Source organism: Rubricoccus marinus, from assembly GCF_002257665.1.
GTDB lineage: Bacteria > Bacteroidota > Rhodothermia > Rhodothermales > Rubricoccaceae > Rubricoccus > Rubricoccus marinus.
The window spans coordinates 15,492-34,453 of record NZ_MQWB01000011.1; the positions used below are offsets into that span (position 1 = coordinate 15,492).

The window sequence follows — 18,962 nt, forward strand, 5'->3', positions numbered from 1 at the left end:
GTTAGAGGGAGAGCGTGAAAGGGGAGCCGCTGAAGGTGAGATGGGCTTCGCCGTCGCCGACGCGCTGGAGCGTGGCCCCAGCGAGGGTGTCGCCCGGTGCGAGGAGGTGAACCGTCCCTTCCATGTCCGCGATGAGTGCACGGCGGCCGACGACGCCGCGAAGCGCTAGCGGCGGCGGGGGCTCGGCGTACGGCTCGGGCTGCCAGCCGAAGGGCGGCTCGTACGACGGGGTCGCCGGAGAGGCTTGAGGGGGCGTGTCTGCACCAGGGGCCGTGCCGCCAGGCGAGACGTTCGCCCCGCTGGTGGTGGGATCCCAGGTGACCGTGTGGTCTGGCGAGGAGAAGGCCAGCGGCTCGAACGGGTCGGGGTACCCCACGCCGAAGAGGGGGCGCGAACTGCGCTGATGGACCGGGACAGGAGGCGCGGCGACCTCATCGTCGGCAGAGGCAGAGAGGCCCCGAGCGACGAGGCTGGCGTTGTATCCCCAGAGCGCGAGGGCGGTGACGGTCAGGAACACGAGGGGCCCTTTGCGCTCAGTGCGTGGAGGAGAAGCGGTCATGGACGTGATGGAGCGCCAGAGAGTATGATGACGGCCTCGGCAGCGGCTGAGGCATCGTCAGTGGCGCGGATATCGACCGACCGCACGGATGCTTGGGCTTCGATGGTGTCGACGAAGCGCCCGATGGATGGGAAGCTGCCCTGCACGACGGCTTCGAAGGATGCGTCGGACCCATCGCTGGGACCCGAGGGGCGCCACCTGGAGAGGCCAACTCCAGTTGTCGCCGATGCGGCTCGGACGCCGTCGAGCAGGGCACCGGGCTCGGCAGGGCGTGATGGTGGCGCTGCAGTGATGGTCGGAGTCTCGGGGGGAATTGCGCGGTCGGCGTCGGCAGCGGCCGTGAGGCGAGGAATCGCGACGGACCACAGGACGAGGACTGCACCCACCGCCGTGGCGATGGGTGCCCATTCCCAAAGATGGAGGCGTGTCTGGGTCATGGTGCGAACCGTGCGGAGACCTCGAACCGGAAGGGGGAGCCGGGCTGGCCCTGTGCGGAAGCGTCGGTGAGCCGCGCGTCTAGGAGGCGTGCGTCGCGCTGCAGGCCGCTGAGAACGTCCGAGAGACCGTCGGGGCTGAGTGATACGCCTGTGAGGATGACCGAGTCATCCGACGTGGGATCAAGGCGGAGCGAGCGGAGCCAGACGCCGGGAGGGATGGCGCGTCCGATGCGGTCGAGCGAGGGCGCGAGGCGTGCGCTGGACGCGGCGCGTGCGGCGACGGGCGCCGGGGCTGTCACGACGTCCTCGGCTGGTGTGGGAGCGAGGGCCAGAGAGACTGCGAGAACAACGAACGTGAGAGCCGCGATGGCGAGGACGCGCCGGAGGGCGGCGTCGCGAACGGGTGCGGAGGCGCCCTCGTGCGCGATTTCAGGAGCGAGAAGGTTGAGCGAGTCCGCTCCGCCGGACGCGGCGAGGATGGCGAGTGCGACCGAAGCCGCGAAGGCAGGAGAGGAGTCTGCCAGGCCTCGCGACGTATCTGGAGCGTTGGGGCCGGTGACAAGGGCGGGCTCGCCCAGCCGAGAAGCCTCGCGGAGCGCGTCTCCGGGTGCAGACGGTCCAGCGTAGTACTCGACGGCGAGGGTGCCGCTGTCGTCGCGGACGAGGGCCACGCCCTCGGCTGAGCCCGCATACGCGACGGCGCCGTTCGAGGGAGCGACCACGTCCAGGTCGGGACCGAACGGGAGGACGCCCGCAAGGGGGATGCCCGCGGTGCGGAAGAGGTCACACAGGCTGTCGACGGCGGCGTTGCGGATGGCGGCGACGTACCAGCGCGAGGCGGTGTCCGAGACGCGTACCGGCGCGGCGCGAACGGCGAACGCGCCGAGGTCGATGCCCTCGGGGAGTTGGCTGCCGAGGACGCCCTCGGCCCATCCGGGCGTCAGCGGCGGCTCGGGGCCGTCTACGACGGTGAGGCGAAGCGCTGACGCGGGGGCGTGGACGTACACGAGCCGCGGAATGCTGCGCCCAGCGGCGACGCGCAGGGCGGCCGGCACGTCGCCGCTCTCGATGGGGACGGAGACGGTCCGGCGGATGGAGACGCCTCCGCGTTCGTGAGCGAGTTCGGCCCAGCGGACGGCGGTAGGCTCAATGTGCACCCCGACGACGCGGGGCCGCGCGGCGAGGGGGGGCGTCATGGACGGTCCTCCTGTGGTGGAGGGGCGAGCGCGGGCGCAAGGTAGCGGGGAGCGGCTGGAAGGGGGGGCAGGCCGAGGCGCTGGTTCAGGCGGTCGGTGCGCTCGCCGTCGGTCTCGTCGCCGTAGAAAACGTGGGGCGTGATGAAGATGACGAGCTCGGAGCGTTGGGCGGTCTCGCGGCGGTTGCGGAAGAGGCGGCCGAGGAGGGGGATGCTGCCGAGGAGCGGGACCTTGTTGTAGGTGGCCGCCTGAGACTCCTGGATGAGGCCGCCGATGATGATGGTCTCGCCGTCTCGCAGCCGGACGGTGGTGTCGACGGTGCGGCTGTTGATGGTGGGGGGGACGCCGGCCTCGAAGGCGCCGACGGGGCTGGAGAACTCGGGCTTGATCTCGGCGGTGACGTCGCCGGAGGCCCCGACCCACGGGGTGATGACGAGGCTGACGTTGGCGTCGACCTTCTCGAAGCGCTCGGTCTCGACGCCGAGGCCGGTTCCGGTGGTGGGGACGATGGACTTGAGGAGGTAGTACTGGCTGGTGCCGACCGTGATGGAGGCCGTGTGGCCGCTGAGCGTGGCGATCTGCGGGCGGGAGCGGACGGTGGCCTTGCCCTCTTGAACGAGGGCCTGGAGCTGGATGTAGAAGTCGGCGGGGAGGCGACCGATAGAGCCGAGCCCCAGAAGGTCGACGACGTCACGGGCGGCGTCGGCGCCGAGCGTGACGTCGAAGCCTCCGCCCAGAGGTGGGCTGCCGAAGGCCCCGGTGCGCTCGCCGCTGCGGGTCGGGTCGCCGTCGACGCCAAACGAGAGGCCGAGTTGGGAGAGGTCCGAGGTGGAGAAATCCACGACGAGGGCTTCGATAAGAACCTGGGGGACGGGGATGTCGATGGCCGAGAGGACCTGGCGGACCTCATCGACCGCGTCGGCGGAGCCGGTAACGAGGATGCCGTTTTGCTCGCGCTGATCCTGCATGACCGCCCGCTGCCGGAGGGACTCGGGTAGGCGACCGATGGCGTCTGTGGAGCGGACGTGGCGGAGGCGGATGAGCTCGACGCCGTTGATGCCGCCACGCGTGCGGTCACCGACGACGAGGACGGGGCCATCGAGGCGGTAGCCGAGCGAGGTGCCACGGAGGGCGTAGCCGACGGCCTGTGCGAGGGGGATGCGACTCCACCTGGCCGTCAGGGTCCCGTCGAGCGTGCCATAGGCGACGACGCTCAGGCCTGCTTGCGCCGCGATCTCATCCAAGACGCGGGCGACAGGGGCCGACTGAGCGTCGACGCTGACGAGACCGTTTTGGACCTGGACCCAAAGGGCGACGCCGGGAGCGGGTGGACCGTACGGATCTGCGGGATCGGGGCCGCCGGGGGTGGCACGGGCGACGAGGTAGATGTCATCGCGGATGCGAAGCTCGTAGCCGTTGGTGGCGAGGAGGGCGCGGAGGCCAGACTCGGCGGGGGCGTCTTGGAGGCGGCCGGAGACCGTTCCGGAGAGTTCGGGCGGGACGAGGACGTTGAGGCCTGTGGCGCGGGCGACGGCGCGCATGGCAGCGCCGAGGTCGGCATCGTCGAGGTCGAGAGAAAGGAGGCCATCGGCGCTCCGGACGTCGAGGGCGCGGCCTTCGCCGGGGCCGAGGGCGGGACGGATGCGGAGGAGCGGGCCGGACTGGTCGAGGACGAGGCCGTACTGGTCGGCGAGGGACGCGAGGGCGTCGATGACGGGGAGGCCGACGAGCTGGACGGTGACGCGCCGCTCGATGCGGTCGTCGACGACGAGGTTGATGCCTTGCTGAGCGCCGATGGCGCGGAGGACGTCGCGGAGGTCGGCGTCACGGACATTGACCTCGTCCAGGGGTGCGAGGAGGGCGGGTGGGAGCGCGCTCCGGTCGATCTGCGCGGAGGCGGGGAGCGCGAGGAGAAGGAAGAGGAGGCCGACGAGGAGGGTGCGCACGAGCTGACCGGTACCTTGGAGAACAGGAGTGCGGACGTAGAGGTCGTAGTGTCCGTCGGGCTCGGCGCGGAGCGTGGCGGCGCTCACGAGCGGCTGGTGCGTCGGGACGGACGGGCCGATGGGTATGGCGCGGAGTCGCCCATGGACGGACGCAAGGCTGACGGCGTCGGCGTCCGGGAGGAAGCGGAAGGTGCGGACATCGAGGTCGAGAGAGGGAAGGGGTGGAGCGTCGGGTGCTGCTGCGCGGATCTCGTGGGCTGCGCGGCCGACGGCGCGGACGGCGAGGTTGGCGCCGAGCCCGAAACGGTCGCGGGCGACGCGGTAACCCAGGGTGTGGAGGCCAGCGAGGGACGAGACGCCAGAGGCACGTCCCTGCTCGGCGATCCAGGCCCAGGCCTCGGCGTAGGCGAGAAACGTGGCGGTGAGGGCGCGCTGTTCGTCTGGAGACGGCTGCAGCCGGTGTCGGGCTGCGAGCGATATGGGTGTCACGTGAGGGGGTTACGCGAGGGTGTGGCGAAGCACCTCGGATGCGGTCGTGTGACCGGAATAGAGGGCGCGCTCGGCGTTTTCGCGCAGGGAGCGCCAGCCGTCTGCGGCAGCGGCCTGACGGATCGCTCCAGGACCGGCGCCGTCGGTGATGAGCGCGGCGATGGCGTCGCTGATGGGAAGGGCCTCGGCGACGGCGATGCGGCCTGCGTAGCCGGTGTGGGCGCACGCGGTGCAGCCGTAGCCTCGCCAGACGGGACGTTCTGGCGTGGCGAAGGGGCGTTCTTCGGGGAGAAGGTCTTCCGGCGCGAGCGGGGCCCGGCACTCGGGGCAGGTGCGGCGGACGAGGCGTTGCGCGAGAACGAAACGGAGCGAGGCCGCGACGAGGTAGGGCTCGACGCCCATATCGACGAGGCGCGTGACGGCGGAGGCGGCGTCGTTGGTGTGGAGGGTGGAGAGGACGAGGTGCCCGGTGAGGGCGGCGCGGACGGCGACCTCGGCCGTCTCGCGGTCTCGGATCTCGCCGACCATGACGACATCGGGGTCTTGGCGGAGGAAGGCGCGGAGGGCCTCGGCGAAGGAGAAGCCGATCTCGGGCCGGACGGGGACCTGCGCGACGCCCTCGATCTCGAACTCGACGGGGTCTTCTACGGTGGTGACGTTGAGGGCCTGCCGGTCGATCTCGTGGAGGGCGGCGTAGAGCGTGGTGGTCTTGCCGCTGCCGGTGGGGCCGGTGACGAGGACCATGCCGTGGGGGCGTACGATGGCCTCGCGGAGGGCGCCGAGGACGTAAGGCTCGTGGCCGAGGGTGGCGAGGTCGAGGCGGACACGGTCGCGGTCGAGGAGGCGGAGGACGACCTTCTCGCCCGAGGTGGTCGGGATGGTGGAGACGCGAACGTCGACGGGTCGTCGCCCGGACGGGGTGAAACGAAGGCGTCCGTCCTGGGGACGGCGCTTCTCGGCGATATCGAGGCCAGCGAGGACCTTGACGCGGGCGATAACCTCGTCGCGGCGGTGCGGAGGGAGGTCGGCGGCGGCGTGGAGGACGCCATCCAGGCGGAAGCGGACGGCGAGGCCTGCCTCAGAGGGCTCCAAGTGGATGTCGCTAGCAGCGCGCTCTGCTGCGCCACGGAGGAACGCGTCTACAACCTGAACGGCAGATCCCGATGGGACTGTGAGGAGTCCTGCTGGTCGTAGGGTCTGGGATGTGGTCTCGCCAGAAGCCTCCGTAGACAGTAGGTCTCGAAGCTCGTGCTCAGGAGTGCCAACGGCTTCTACCGAGAGTCCCGTGAGGAAGGCGAGATCCCGAATGACCGCCTCCTCGGTGCCCTCGGGGCACGCCACCCGGAGCGATCCACTCTCGCCCGGGAGAGACACCGCACGGAGACGCCGGAGCGCATCGGGAGGAGGTGCGAGGGTGGAGATCATATATGAGGTTTCTGAGACCGCGCCAGAGGCTGTGGGTGTAGAAACCAATGTGCGCCTCGCTCGAAAGCGACCGCATTACAAGCAGGTTAGAGATGCTCCACGCAGGGGTTAGAACGTCCTAGCTGCTGAGTACATCAGATCGCACCCTCTACGCCCAGCTTTCCCAACCATCCGCCATCCGAGTTCGGGCCGTCCTGCGGAGAGAGGACGCCCTATAGCTGACCGCTAGAGGCGCGCAGTTTGGGAGTGATCTGACCCTGGCCTGACGGACACGGAGTTAAGGGTTTACTCTGACCCAAGACCCCGGACCTATGTCCGCTTCCAGACGCCAGTTCACGCCCGAGTACAAACGCGAGGCCGTCTGCCTCGCTGACGACCTCGGCAACTCATCTCAAGCCGCACGCGACCTCGGCATCAGCGCTAATCTGATCCACCGGAGGCGACGGCAGCTCCGCGAGGACGGATCGCGAGCGTTCCCCGGCAACGGCAACCCACGCGACGAGGAGATCGCCCGCTTGAAGCGAGAGCTTCGTCGGTCGCAGGAGCAGGTGGCGATCCTAAAAAAAGCTGTCGGTATCGTCAGCTCGCCCTCCCTGTGAGATCCCGCATGATCGAGGAGGAGCACGGCCGAAGTTCGGTGCGAGCGATGTGCGAGGCGATCGGCGCGACGCCGAGCGCGTACTACGCCTGGCGCTCGCGTCCGGAGAGCGAGCGGGCGCGGGCCGACCGGCGCTTGCTCGTCGAGATCCGGGCCGTCCACCGCGAGAGCCGACAGACGTACGGCGCGCTCCGGGTCCACGCCGAGCTGCGCGCTCGGGGCGTCACCTGCGGCAAGAACCGAGTCGCCCGGCTCATGCGCGAGCACGACGTCCGCGCTCGCCGACCGAAGCGGCGTCCGCCCACGGCGACCCCGACCACGCCGCTGACGCCCGTCGCGGCCAATGTGCTCGACCGCGCCTTCGAGCCCGACGCGCCCGACCGCGTGTGGGCCTCAGACATGACCTACATCGCCACCGACGAGGGCTGGCTCTACCTCTCGGTCGTGCTCGATCTGTACTCCCGCCGCGTGGTCGGCTGGTCGGCGCAGCCATCACTCTCGCGCAACGGCCCGCTCGCGGCGCTCACGTCAGCGATCCGCGACCGCCGTCCGGCCGCAGGCCTGGTCGCGCACTCGGATCAGGGCTCGCAGTACACGTCCGACGATTACCGCGCGGCACTCCGGCGTCATGGTCTGATCGCGTCGATGAGCCGGCGGGGCAATTGCCACGACAACGCGCCGGCGGAGAGCTTCTTCGCCTCGCTCAAGTCAGACCTCCGGGGCCAGCGCTTCGCCACCCACGCCGAGGCGCGCGCGGCGCTTTTTGACTACATCGAGATCTTCTACAACCGCCGCCGCCGGCACTCGTCGCTGGGCTACCAGACGCCCGACGAGTATGAGCGGCAGTACCGCGCCCGGCAGCCCGAACTTCTAGCCGCTTGACCTTAACCGAGTGTCCGCTCCAGAGGGGTCAGATCAGCCGTGAAGCTCCAGTTGGGGGACCTCCTGGGCTCCAAGCAGGACCTGAACCGAGTGGTAGAACTGGCACCGCACGACTTCAGAGCGTACAAACTGCTCACGGCGGCATACTGGCAGTCTGGAAACCACGGGGCAGCCCTTGTGGCTTCAGAGACTGCCGCCTATGCAGCAGGCGACCGATGCCCCGAGTGCTACACGCTGGCCGGTGTGCTGAGGATCGACGTGAGAGGCGATACCGAGGTAGGGTGCCAGCACCTGAGCAAAGCAGGAGAACTGGGAGACGAGAGCGCTTATGAGCACATACGCAGCTACTGCTCCCCGTGAGTCACTGGAGCCACAGCCCTCCACGGGGATGCAGGAGCCACATACAACCCACCCCGGTCAACCCCTCAATGACTTTGACCGCCAGATCACCGAGTTCAAGGCCGAAGACGATGGAGCCGGACTTCCCTTTCGAGTTCTGGCCTGAGTAGCAGGAGTGGCGGCGTTGGCTGGGTGAAACCGCCGATGTTGCCACTCTTGCCAGCTTTGCCAACTGCCACGGAGGTTCAGCGGCGCGGCTTATGCTTCTACGGCGTCTGCCGCTATGCTGGAAGAATGAGCGCCAGAGGCCTTTTTATCGTCAGTTCCCTCCATGCAGGGCGAGCCCTGCCTCTCACCATTCAGCCAGTTCACGATCCGACAAAACATATCGGTATTCAAAATCATGACACACTATTCTCATCATGTTATTTTCTGCATCATCGTATTCTCCCAGCAGCCTGATTGTTAACAAATTTTCATCCTCATCAATAATCACATCATTATACAGTACGGTGTAATCTTTTTTACTATCGTAAATTAAACTATGATTTATCAAATTTATCGTTTCAATTATTATGTATTCATTATTTGCCACCCCGGGCCTCCACAGTTTTATGATAAGTCTTGCTTCATAGCTAGACTTTCCGTCTACGTATTGGTATATAGTTTCATATTTTTCGATTAGCGAGTTATATATATCTATTTTGCCAAAGTATGATTCACTGCCTCGATACCTCATGTTAAAATCTGCTTGGGCGACGAGCCAAACCTGGCGGCAAATCGAAGATCCTCAAATCTTTGAGGGCCGACTCAGGAATTGAATTATGCATCCCACGGAAGGGCTCACCAGCGGGAAATCTGTGAAACGCAGCCGGGTCGGCTCTCTGACCAAAGTCAACTCGGCCAATCTGGTTCCCGTTCTGATTATAAAAGTATTTGTTTCTTACCCAATTTGCCTCATCACCCACAGTTCTGATATAAGTAGAGTTGGGAACATATCCCGTAGGTGATGGAGTCGCCCTACCAACGAATGTCGTTTGGATCAGCGTTGAGTTCGAAGTATTACTTGCCGTCATCCGGGCATAAATACCCCGGGTGGCAGCGGTCCCTAGAGTATATGCTGACCGCATTGCCCCCGCCAGCAAAATCAGATCCAGCGTTACCTCTTCAACCGCTCCACTCTGGCCCGCATACCGCTCCGAGAGGGGAGCCACAGCCAGCATCTTGGTCCCACTTCCCGTGTAGTGCCAATCACCAGCCACATGATCCCCATTCACTCCATATACTGTAATCAGGCTAACACTAATCCCCCCAAACGTGGTGTATGTTCCGCTAGTACCTATATACGAATAACCTGTCTCCTCCCAGCTTCCGCCCAAATCCTCCTGTGAGCCTACGCCGTCTCGCCACTCGTATGAGGTACATTCTCCTTCGTCGTCGGTGGCACACACCCAATCTGTCCCAGCCGGGTCAATGACAGAGACTGGATTGTTGGCTGCGTAGTGATATGGGCTCCACCCCGGATAGCTGGCGGCGTGCGGGTCCGTGGACGTGAAGCGACCGAGCGCCGCGCTGTAGTACCTTGCCCCGGCGTAGTGGAGGTTCGTCTCCTGGTCCAACTCGTGCCCGGTGAAGTCCTCCCTCGTGGGCGTCCCCTGGACGTAGACGCGGCCGGGCATCTGGAGGCCGAAGGGGTAGTAGTCCGTCACCGCTCGCGTCTGCCCCACGGTATCGACGGCGAGCCGGACGCTTCCGAGGTGGTCCGTGACGTACGCCACGCGCGCGCCAGAGGCCTCCCGCCGCCCGCCGCCGAGCGAGTGGGAGACGAGCGCGCCTGCGCCGGTGTACTCCGCGAGGTCCTCGCCGTGGGCACCTCGGACGGTGTACCGCCCGCCAGAGGCCGAGGCGTAGACGCGCTGGCCGACGCCGTCGTAGAGGTAACGCGTGGTGCCTACGTCGTTGGTGACTTGAAAGGGTAGTCCGTTGCGGCCCATGCTGTAGGAGGCGATGTCTTGCCCGACTTCTGCTCCGGTCATCGCGCCGTTGCGGTCGTAGAAGAAGATGCCTCCGGCGGGTCCGCTGCCTGTGACGGTGTTGAGGCGTCCAGAACCCGCAGTGTAGTTGTAGGTGTAGTTCTCGAGACCGGAGCGCTGACGTTGGAGCGTTTTGATGTTGCCGTCGCGGTCGTAGCTCACGCCCTGGAGGTCGTGGGTGGTGGTGTTCTGCAGGGAGCCAGGAGAGGTGCCGGAGAAGTAGTCCGCCCCTGTGAGGCGCCCGGTGGCGTCGTAGGTATAGGCGTACTTGTGCGCCAGAGGCTGCCCGGTGGGGAGGAGGGGTTGGAAGAAGGTGGCGTCGGTGATGCGGGAGTTTAGGGCATAGCCGACGGATTCGCTAAAGACCGTGGCGCCACCGCGGGTGGCCGTGATGCCGGTGAGGCGGCTGCGGACATCGTAGGTGAGCGTATTGGTGACGGTGCCGAGGGTGACGGTCTGCGTGGCGCGTCCTGCGGCGTCGAAGGTGGCGGAGGCGATGGGGTACGGAACACCAGAGGTGGGGCTGCTCGTCGTCTCGTTGCCCCAAGAGGAGACGGCGCGTCCGAGGGCGTCGTAGGTGGCGCCGAAGTACTGCCGGTCCGCGGTCACGCCGTGCTGGTAGGCGGTCGTGAGGAGGGTGCCGAGCCGGTCGTAGGCGTAGGTGGCGCGCTTGATGCCGAGCCCTTCAAGGTAGGCGTTGTAGCCGGTGACGTTGCCGAAGTTGTCGTAGCTGTACTGGTAATAGCCGTCGTTGGGCGCCGACGCCGAGGCGCTGTTGAAGGCGACCTGGACGAGCCGCCCGAGGGGGTTGGTGACGGCGAGCCCGCCGGTGGACTTCGACGGCGTGGCGGTGTCGTATTCGTACTCCGTCCGCTCCGTCCCTGCGGTCCCGGGCCATGTGGAGCTGTTGATCTTGGTGGGATCGGTGAGCACCGAGCCGGTGGAGGAAGCGACGCCCTCGGCTTTGACGCGTCCGAAGGCGTCGTAGGTGGTGTAGAGGAGCTTGGACGTGCCTCGGCGGACGGGGTCGACGGTGAAACGGGGGCGTCCAGCGTCGTCATAGACGACCTCCACGTCGGGTGTGCCGGCGAGCGTCTCGTTGGTGGGGCCGCCCGTGCCGTCGCCGTCGAGGTCGGGCGTAACCGACCGCGTGAGTTGTCCGAGGCGGTTGTACTGGTAGGCCGACACGCGCCCTTCGGGGGTTGTCGTCGTGAGGACGCGGCCCGCGCCGTCGTAGGTGGTGCGGGTTTCCATCAGCGGCGCCGGGTCGTTGAGCGCCCTGGGGCTGCGCTGCAGGAACGGCTGGTCGGCCCCGTCGACGTACACCTGTGAGTAGAGGCCCGTCTCGTCGATGGTCGTGACGCGTCGGTAGCGGGGGATGGCTCCGGGGCCGTCCTCGAGGTTCGAGGTGTCGGTCCCGCCGTCGGGGTCTAGCGGTTCGTCTCCTTGAGCCATCATGGCGTCATCGAGGCCACCGGGGGCCGGGCTGCTGGCGAACCCTGGGGGGGGGGCGGTGCCTACCGCAGGCGTGTCGGGGCTGGTGTCGGCGAGCCCTGCGAGCGCGTAGCGGAGGGTGATGGAGGTGGCCGCGGTGCCGGTACCGGAGGGGTTGTCGATGCGGATGGGGCGCCCGCTGGGGGCGTCCTCGAAGGTCGTGCGCGTCCAGGGGGTAGACCCCGCGCCAGAGGCGTACGCGGTCCGGACGGCGGCCTGGAGGTTGGGAGTGGTCTGGTAGGCGCCGTTCGAGGCCACTCGAGCGGCGGGGTACGCGACGACGGGTCGGCTGTGGAGGTCGTACTCGGTTCCGGTGACGAGGTAGGTGGTACCGGATTCCTGCGACTGCGCCTGGACCTGGCGCCCCCATCCGTCGAAGTAGGCGTACGACTTCCGCGTCGGCGTCCCATATGAGGTGGTGATGACGCGGTTCGGGGTACTGCCCGTCAGGAGAGAGTAGGCGTACGCCGCGACGGTCTGGTTGGCGTCGTTGGTGGCGGTCGTGAGGCGGCCGATGCCGTCGTAGGCGAACGATGTCTTTCGGTTGTTGGCGTCCCAGAGGCGGGAGACCAGCCCGTTCCGCGAGTCGTAGTCGATGGCGCGCTGGAGGGTGACGCCATCGGCGGTGGTGCGGACGCCGGTGAGCCGAGAGCGTTTGTGGGCGCTCGTAGCGTTGGAGAACTGAAGGGAGTTCGTGGGTGCAGATCCGGTGCCCGACGAGCCGTAGAAGAGGTCGACGACGAGGCCCGTGGCGTCCGTCGTCCGGGTCGGGCTTCCGTCTACGTTGTAGGCGTCCGTGGTCGAGGTGCGGATCCAGTCTGCCGTAGGGGTCTGATCCCGTAGCCAGGCCCCGAAGTCGTCGTCGGTCGTGCCGGCGCCTCCGGTGATATCAGAGTCAGCGCCGCGGTAGGCAAACGCGCGGTGGGGGAGGTACACGCACTCGATGGCCGTCTGTGCAGAGCACGGACTCGAGGCGTCGGCGAGGGTCATCTCGGTGTCCTCGGAGGACGGCCGGAACTGCGAGAACGTCGTCACCGCCGCAGACGCGTCCATCCCGGAGCCCTTCATGGTTTGGAGGGCGGGAGTCGTGAGGAGGTTGCGATCGAGCATGCGCGCGTAGGCCCCGCCCTTGCGGTACAACTCCCAAGCCCAAACCGTCTCCTGTTTGTGCGACAGGGTTTGTCCGCCTCCCCCGTTGATTTGGGAGTAGGCGGACCGCACGAGCCCCGTGACGTCGTCGTAGGTGTTGACCGAGAGCGTCGTGGTCGTAGAGTATCCTCCGCGGTCGTCGTACTCCTTGCTCGACGTGCTTGCGCTACGGACCTCGACCCAGTTGGCGCGAATGCGTGGCTTGATCTCGCTGCCATCGGACGCCAGGAGGGCAGGGAAGACGTCGACAGGAGCGAAGGAGTGGCTGGTGCTGGTATCCAGGCCACGGTTTATGACGTATTGGAGGTACGTATGGGAGGAGCGGAGCGGCTTCCCGTCCCCCTTCGCCTCATCGGTGTGGTACGGAAGGCCCCACGACCACGCCTCAGGGCTGGATAGGATGGCCCGGTAGAGGTTGTCGTACGTCTGGACCGCGTATTGAGGCCTCACGAGGCCGTCGTGACCGCTCGTCGGGGAGGTATACGAGGTGGTGGATTTGCTACCGTCGGCGTGGGTGACCGTGACCGTCTCGTAGTAGACGGCCGCCTCCCCGAAGTCGCCAGGGTAGAGCTGCGCGCTGACCTGGGTGGCCGTTCGCCAATAGAGGGAGGGGATCCCAGAGAGGTTTCCGGCGCCGTACGTGTACGTCCTGATGTGGCTCGTACCGAGGCCGTCCGACGCGGTCCTCGAGAGGAGCCGGCTGCCTCCTTGGTTGTAGGCAGCAGCCCCGCTGAGGCTGTACACGCGCGACGCGCCGCTGAAGGTGTACGTGCCGTTGACGGAGTTCCGGACCTGTTCCCCGTACCCAAAGCTGACCGCGTTCGTTATGCGATCGGACTCGTACTCGAACGTCTCTGAAGCGCCCGTAGGGTATTGCACCTGAGAAAGGGCCCACGTCCAGGGGGGGAGACCGGTGGACGAGTACGAGTTCGGGATCCCTTCTCGGTAGTACCCGAACTGGTCGATGGGTCCGCTCCCGATCGGGGGGTTGTAGATGGCTCCCGATCCGTCGGTCATGACCGACCCGTTGTGGTAGGAAAACACGTAGGTGCCGGCGTTGGTCGTCGCCGACGCCGTGTGGCCCTCCGTCCGGACGCGATCGAGACGGCGCATGCCTCCCGAACGCGGTCCCATTTTACCGTCGCTCTCGAGGTGCACCGTCTGGACGGTTTGGGCGGCTCCGCCGAGCCGGCTCGTAAGCGTGATAGACGTGAGCGTGGGGGTACCGAAGGGGTCCTGGGTGTAGTCGACGCCCGCGGTGAAGGTGGCCGTGTGGGTAGGCGTCACGATCTTCGACAGGACGCGTCGCTGCCGGAGCTCGTCCCAGGTCACTTGTGCCCCCCCCTCGGCGTTGACGTAACGGATGACGTGCTTGGACGCGACGTCGGAGTACTCGTACCGGACCCAGGCGCCGGGGTCGTCGTCGGCAGGCCAGACGGCGCCAGAGGCGTACTGCCCAGAGCCGGAGTAGGGCACCACGCCGCGCTCAGGAATGGGTTGGGTGTAGGTGGGACCGAGGCTGGCGATCAGCCGCCACGAGTCCACGTGGTACTGGCTCATGGGAACGGCTCCGGTGGGGGTCGACTCCAGGCCGTTGAACGACGATAGTGTGGGGGCCTCGTACACATGCCGGGTCCCGTCCTCCGTGGTGACGACGAAGCGGTAGAAGTCGGGCTTGGTCGTCCCGGTAGAGCCGTATGGGATCCGACTGGTGGAATACGAGCCTCCGAGCGTCGTGCCGCCGGATTCCGATGGCGAGCCGGACCCGGCCGTCACGGAGGCGGCACCGTAAGCGTGGATCCTCCATGGGTGGCGCTCAAGCGTGAAGAAGTTGAGCGGGTCGACTGCGGGGAGGCACTTCCCCTTGTCGATGGGGCAGGGCGTTAGGAAGTTGCCCTGAGTGTTGCGCCCGTTCGCCTGCACGACCGTGCCGCCGCCGCCGCCGGGGAGCGACAGGTGATACGTGTCGGGGGCCCATAGGGGGTACCCGATCGTGAGTCCAGGTCCGTCGGGGCGAGGCTGCAGCGGTGGTGGCGGGCCAGACGGTGGGGGGTCCCCACCGCCAGAGGGTGGGCACTCTACGAACTCACACGGGGCGGTCTGCGCCGTTGTACCGCCGCCGGTCGTGTCTGGTGTGAACCCGCTCCCACTTAACCCGCCTCCATTAAATCCGCTCGAGCGGGTGTCGGCGGGATTGGTGTGGTAGTAGGTCGAAGCGTCTTGAACGTCTACACCCCTATAGGACCCGCTGAGGTACGCTCCACCTTTCACCTCTCGCGTGAGGGAGCCGGGGTCGTAGCTCCATCCGAGCCCGACCCACGTCGCGCGGGATTGGGTGGACACGGAGGAGTTGTATTGGAGGACAATCGGCACGTCGATTCCTCGACCTGGGACCGTCAGCACCGGGATAGAGAGGTTGAGGTCCCCCTTGGCAGAGACGCCGGCCGCGTCCGGACCGACGGGGTGCGTCACTTCGGGCTGGCTGCCATACTGGTTGAGCACCGCCTGCGCACTGGGGCTTCCACACGCGAGTAGGGACAAGAGGGTGAGCGCGGCGGTGCGGCCGAAGGTGCGAGGCAGCGGGAGCGTCATGCGACATGGAGTGGTGCAGGGCGCTAAGGTCCCGATAGCATTTGTAGGATGCTTTAGCAGCCCCCTAGAGATGGCTTAGGAGAGGGTTGGGGTATGGTTAAAAACCCGTTACGGCCCTAGCTTCGACGGACCGATGCTGCCCCCTGGATATGTGGGCCGAAAGGCGCACCAGACCTATGGCATTCGTGCCTCATTTCTTGTACAGCCCCACTGCTCATGCCGCGTCCCCTCCGCCTGGACATCGTCACCGATGACACGACGCAGGACTGGTCGTCGCGTTGGCATCCAGATGCAGTGGCGCGGGTGTCGTCGTTCCCGGAAACGCTGGCTGCGTCTGGAGCGTGGGCGGTGCGCTTGCCGACGGACCTCGCCCTCATCGAGTGGGACGTACTCCGCGCGCCGCTTTTCGGTGCGGTGTGTCATGCCTACCGTGAGTCGGGGGTGCCCGCCGTTGCTATGTGCGCGGACCGGGACGACGCTCTGGCTGCGATCGTCGCGGGAGCCGACCGCGCGCTCCTGGCGCCGTATCCGTGGCGAGAGGTCCAGGCAGGACTGATCGCCTACCGTCGGCTCACGGAGGCCCGCGAGGGTCCGAAAGACCACGGGATCCTGACGGTTGGCCGGCTGGCTATCGACACCCGGCGGGCGCGGGCGACCGTGGATGGTACCGTGGTGACGCTAACACCGCGGCTCTTTGACCTCCTCACGTTTCTCGCCCGTCGGGAGGGCGAGGTGGTGGGGCGAGAAGCGCTGCTTTCTGGCGTTTGGGGGCTGGATTTTGACCCTCAGACGAACGCTGTAGACGTGTACGTGCATTACTTACGGCGTGCGCTTCGGACGGTGGGGTTGAGCGAGGCGGTCGTAACAGTCCGAGGGCGTGGGTACCTGTTCGAGACGCTCTAGCGAGGGGTGTCGCACACCTTGGCAACTCCTCGGGAGAGTCACCGTCGAACTTGGGTAGGGTGTGCGGCCGTTGACGGTGTGGAGCTCGTCGACTCCGGCCTTCTCCGCCGCGCGGACGTGGAGGCCATCGTAGACGGCGCCGCTCAGCAGGTCGAGGGCCGTCAGCAGGTCAAGGGCCGTCAGCAGGTCGAGGGCCGTCAGCAGGTCGAGGGCCGTCAGCAGGTCGAGGGCCGTCAGCAGGTCGAGGGCCGTCAGCAGGTCGAGCACGGCGCGGTAGTCGTCGGCGCCCAGCGGGACGACCTCGGCGAACTGGAGCGCCCCCTCCTCAATCAGGCGGAGGACGGCCGTCGGCGTGAGGCGGGGCCTCAGGGCCGTGAGCGTCGCGTAGGTCTCGGCGAGCGCGTGCGCGGCGACGACGAGATCGATCTCGCCAGAGGCGGCGCGGTCAAGGGGCACCTTCGGGATACGTGTCGGATGTCACGTTAGCGGGCCTGTCCCGAAAGGGTGCTGCCGAGAGCCAACGCAAAACGGCCTCTGCGTGCTCTCAGGGTTGGTCGGTTGCCGTCCCGGAAGGTGAACCTTTCCGGACAGTCGGGGCCAGGGTGATTAGCTCGTCGCTCCGAGATCAGCCTCCCCGCCTAGCGTTGGTCGATTCCAAAGCGCTATGATGACATTTTGCACGTATCCCGAGGTACCCCCGTCAAGGGTCGGGGCTGTGCGCGCAAGGTGGGGGTGCGCTTCGATGAGGGCCGGGATAAGGACGGACGTGTCGGCGAGGACCCTCACGCGCCTGGGGACTCGGCGACCGCGTCGTCACCCTCAGAGGCGGTGTCCTTGGCGTCGGGGATCTCCATGCCCGCAAGCTGGCGGGTCCGCGTGAGCCGCCAGCTTGGATGAACGCCACGACGTCCTGGCCGCCGTTGATGGCGCCGGTGTAGACGAGGCGCCCGTTCTTGCGAACGAGCGGAGGCGCGTCGGGCACGGCGCCGGCGGCGAGGCCGACGCGGTCGCGGAGCGGCTTGGGAATGAGGACGCGGCCGAACTTGTCGATGGTGACGGTCATGGCGCGGGCGGAGGTTGGATTGGCAATGTACGCGGCGCGTTGGCAATTAGTATCGATGTGCCTCCTTTCCTGGCGCCCGATGAGCGGAGTTTCCCGGGCGTGAGCGGAATCTCGGCGTTGGGATATGACTTATGAGAATGACGGTTCTCGATAGGCGTAGCTTCCGCGACGCGACCCTCCGACCGCTCGGCGGCATCGGCCAGTGAATGAAGTGAAATTGCAATAACGGAATGAACGAGCCGACCCTTCCCGTCCCAGCCCTCTCGCCCGTCGAGGTCGCGAGCCCCCGGCCCGGTCCCAACCCGGCGACGGTCTACCTCGCGCGCTTGGCGCCCGGGTCCCGTCGGACCATGCGCGGCGCGCTCGCGACGGTCGCCGCGATCTGCGTGCCCGACGCTGCCCCGCCTCCGGCGCCAGAGGCGTTCCCGTGGGGGTCGTTCCGCGCCGAGCACGCCAAGGCCGTCCGCGCCGCGCTGGCGGAGCGGTTCAAGTACACGACGGTGAACAAGACGCTCTCCGCGCTACGAGGCGTGCTCCGCGAGGCGTGGGAGCTCGGGCTCATGGAGACCGAGCACTACCACCGGGCAGCGGCGGTCCGCGCGGTCAAAGGATCGTCGGCTTCGGCGGCCACAGGCCGGTCGCTCGCCCGAGGCGAGCTGCGCGCGCTCATCGAGGCGTGTCTTACACCGGTATCGCCTCGGAAGGGTGATGCTCCGATCGTGACCGAGAAAGGACAACGCGACGCGGCGCTCGTGGCGCTCGGCTACGGGTGCGGTCTGCGACGGGACGAGCTGGCGACGCTCATGGTGGGCAACCTCGACTTGGTGCAGCGGCGCGTCGTCGTGCGCGGAAAGGGCAACAAGGAGCGAGTCGTGCCAATCCCGCCGGGGGCGTTCCACGCGCTCCGGGACTACCTCACCGTCCGCGTTGAGGGGCTCGTCGGCGCCAGAGGCGAGCCCTCTCTTCTCTCACCTATATATAGCGACACCCCGCTCTTCGTCCGGGCGCGCCGTGGCGGCCGGCTCGACCGCACGGCCGCGTCGCTCACGGGGCAGGCGGTCTACCACGTGCTCAAGACGCGGGCGGAGGAGGCGGGTGTGGATTCATTCAGCCCGCATGACTTGCGGCGGAGCTACGTCGGCGACCTCTTAGACGAGGGCGCGGACCTGTCCGTCGCACAGCAGTTGGCCGGCCACGCGAGCCCGACGACGACGGCGGGGTACGACCGGCGGGGGGAGCGGGCAAAGGAGCAAGCGGCCTCACGGCTGGATGTGCCGTACGACGGATGAAGGACTGAGCCGCTCAGGATGGCGCTTTAGGACGCTCATGTCGTGGTCCTGCGTATTCCTCTGTCTCAGCTTGACGCAGTGGCTCTTAGGGTAGTCGGTCTAATGAGGTAGATCCGGCCTTCAATGCCTCTACCCTTCTCGGCTCGAGGGGGAAGACGTTCCGACATCCGATGCGCTGGGCCTATCGATCGAGCGGCTCGGCGATCCCCGGCATATCTCCGGCGCGTTGATGATGCATTCGCTGGATGGGAGCGAGCGCATAGGCACACTGGTACTCGTGCAGAGTCAGGGGGTGCGGGAGGAGAAAAGATCGAGTTGGTCAACATGAGCGGCGGCGTCCTCGGGCTCGAGGCTGTGGGCGTGCGCGTAGATGGCCTCGACCTCGTCGCGGGTGTAGAAGAGCTCCCGACCGCGGTAGCGCCGACCGGCGGGGACGAGCCCAGCCTTCTTCCAGCGCCATAGCGACTGGCGGGAGATGCCCACGAGGTCGGCGACCATGGAGGCCGTGAGAAAGGTGGTGTCGTGGACGACCGTGGGCACGGCAATTGGAGCGCGACATGTAACATTC

The 18,962-nt window shown here is 66.9% G+C and carries 11 protein-coding genes and 1 pseudogene; 3 read left to right on the forward strand and 9 right to left on the reverse strand.

Going from position 1 to position 18,962, the window contains the following annotated elements; all coding sequences use genetic code 11:
• Nucleotide 1: 1 nt before the first annotated feature.
• The 5 genes from BSZ36_RS19605 to BSZ36_RS17565 are packed head-to-tail and all read right to left on the reverse strand — an operon-like array spanning nucleotide 2 to nucleotide 6,052.
• Nucleotides 2-559, reverse strand: coding sequence for a hypothetical protein (locus BSZ36_RS19605; RefSeq protein WP_179271280.1), 558 nt, complete (start codon nucleotides 557-559; stop codon nucleotides 2-4).
• On the reverse strand, nucleotides 556-996 hold the full coding sequence (locus BSZ36_RS19115) for a hypothetical protein (RefSeq protein ID WP_143536977.1): 441 nt from the start codon (nucleotides 994-996) through the stop codon (nucleotides 556-558). The genes BSZ36_RS19605 and BSZ36_RS19115 overlap by 4 nt, the downstream gene beginning before the upstream one ends.
• Nucleotides 993-2,192 carry a PilN domain-containing protein gene (locus BSZ36_RS17555; RefSeq protein WP_094551716.1) on the reverse strand — a complete coding sequence of 400 codons (1,200 nt, stop codon included), beginning with the start codon at nucleotides 2,190-2,192 and terminating at the stop codon, nucleotides 993-995. The genes BSZ36_RS19115 and BSZ36_RS17555 overlap by 4 nt, the downstream gene beginning before the upstream one ends.
• Nucleotides 2,189-4,627, reverse strand: a complete 2,439-nt coding sequence (locus tag BSZ36_RS17560; protein ID WP_094551718.1) for a secretin N-terminal domain-containing protein — start codon at nucleotides 4,625-4,627, stop codon at nucleotides 2,189-2,191. Before BSZ36_RS17560 ends, BSZ36_RS17555 begins: the two co-directional genes overlap by 4 nt.
• A 9-nt stretch (nucleotides 4,628-4,636) precedes the next feature.
• Complete coding sequence (locus tag BSZ36_RS17565; RefSeq protein ID WP_094551720.1) at nucleotides 4,637-6,052, reverse strand: GspE/PulE family protein; 1,416 nt, start codon at nucleotides 6,050-6,052, stop codon at nucleotides 4,637-4,639.
• Nucleotides 6,053-6,363: 311 nt separating this feature from the next.
• Here BSZ36_RS17565 and BSZ36_RS17575 point away from each other — a divergent pair.
• Nucleotides 6,364-7,532: pseudogene (locus tag BSZ36_RS17575) on the forward strand (IS3 family transposase).
• A gap of 691 nt (nucleotides 7,533-8,223) precedes the next feature.
• Here BSZ36_RS17575 and BSZ36_RS19120 read toward each other — a convergent pair.
• Both BSZ36_RS19120 and BSZ36_RS17580 read right to left on the reverse strand, forming a co-directional pair.
• Entirely contained in the window at nucleotides 8,224-8,610 is a 387-nt protein-coding gene (locus BSZ36_RS19120) for a hypothetical protein (protein ID WP_143536978.1), read from the reverse strand.
• A gap of 1 nt (nucleotide 8,611) precedes the next feature.
• Nucleotides 8,612-15,139 (reverse strand): RHS repeat domain-containing protein, encoded by a 6,528-nt coding sequence (locus BSZ36_RS17580; protein ID WP_094551726.1) that lies wholly within the window; start codon nucleotides 15,137-15,139, stop codon nucleotides 8,612-8,614.
• A 216-nt stretch (nucleotides 15,140-15,355) separates the two neighbouring features.
• Here BSZ36_RS17580 and BSZ36_RS17585 point away from each other — a divergent pair, with 216 nt between their 5' ends.
• On the forward strand, nucleotides 15,356-16,042 hold the full coding sequence (locus BSZ36_RS17585) for a response regulator transcription factor (protein WP_094551728.1): 687 nt from the start codon (nucleotides 15,356-15,358) through the stop codon (nucleotides 16,040-16,042).
• Here the strand turns inward: BSZ36_RS17585 and BSZ36_RS19125 are convergent.
• Complete coding sequence (locus tag BSZ36_RS19125) at nucleotides 15,959-16,498, reverse strand: PIN domain-containing protein (protein WP_143536979.1); 540 nt, start codon at nucleotides 16,496-16,498, stop codon at nucleotides 15,959-15,961. The two genes, BSZ36_RS17585 and BSZ36_RS19125, sit on opposite strands and share 84 nt — an antisense overlap.
• Nucleotides 16,499-17,335: 837 nt before the next feature.
• Between BSZ36_RS19125 and BSZ36_RS17595 the strand changes: the two genes are divergently transcribed.
• Entirely contained in the window at nucleotides 17,336-18,394 is a 1,059-nt protein-coding gene (locus tag BSZ36_RS17595; RefSeq protein ID WP_094551732.1) for a tyrosine-type recombinase/integrase, read from the forward strand.
• A gap of 285 nt (nucleotides 18,395-18,679) precedes the next feature.
• Here BSZ36_RS17595 and BSZ36_RS17600 read toward each other — a convergent pair whose 3' ends face one another.
• The gene (locus BSZ36_RS17600; protein ID WP_094551734.1) at nucleotides 18,680-18,934 is read right to left on the reverse strand and encodes a helix-turn-helix transcriptional regulator; all 255 of its coding nucleotides are present in this window, start codon (nucleotides 18,932-18,934) and stop codon (nucleotides 18,680-18,682) included.
• Nucleotides 18,935-18,962 lie beyond the last annotated feature (28 nt).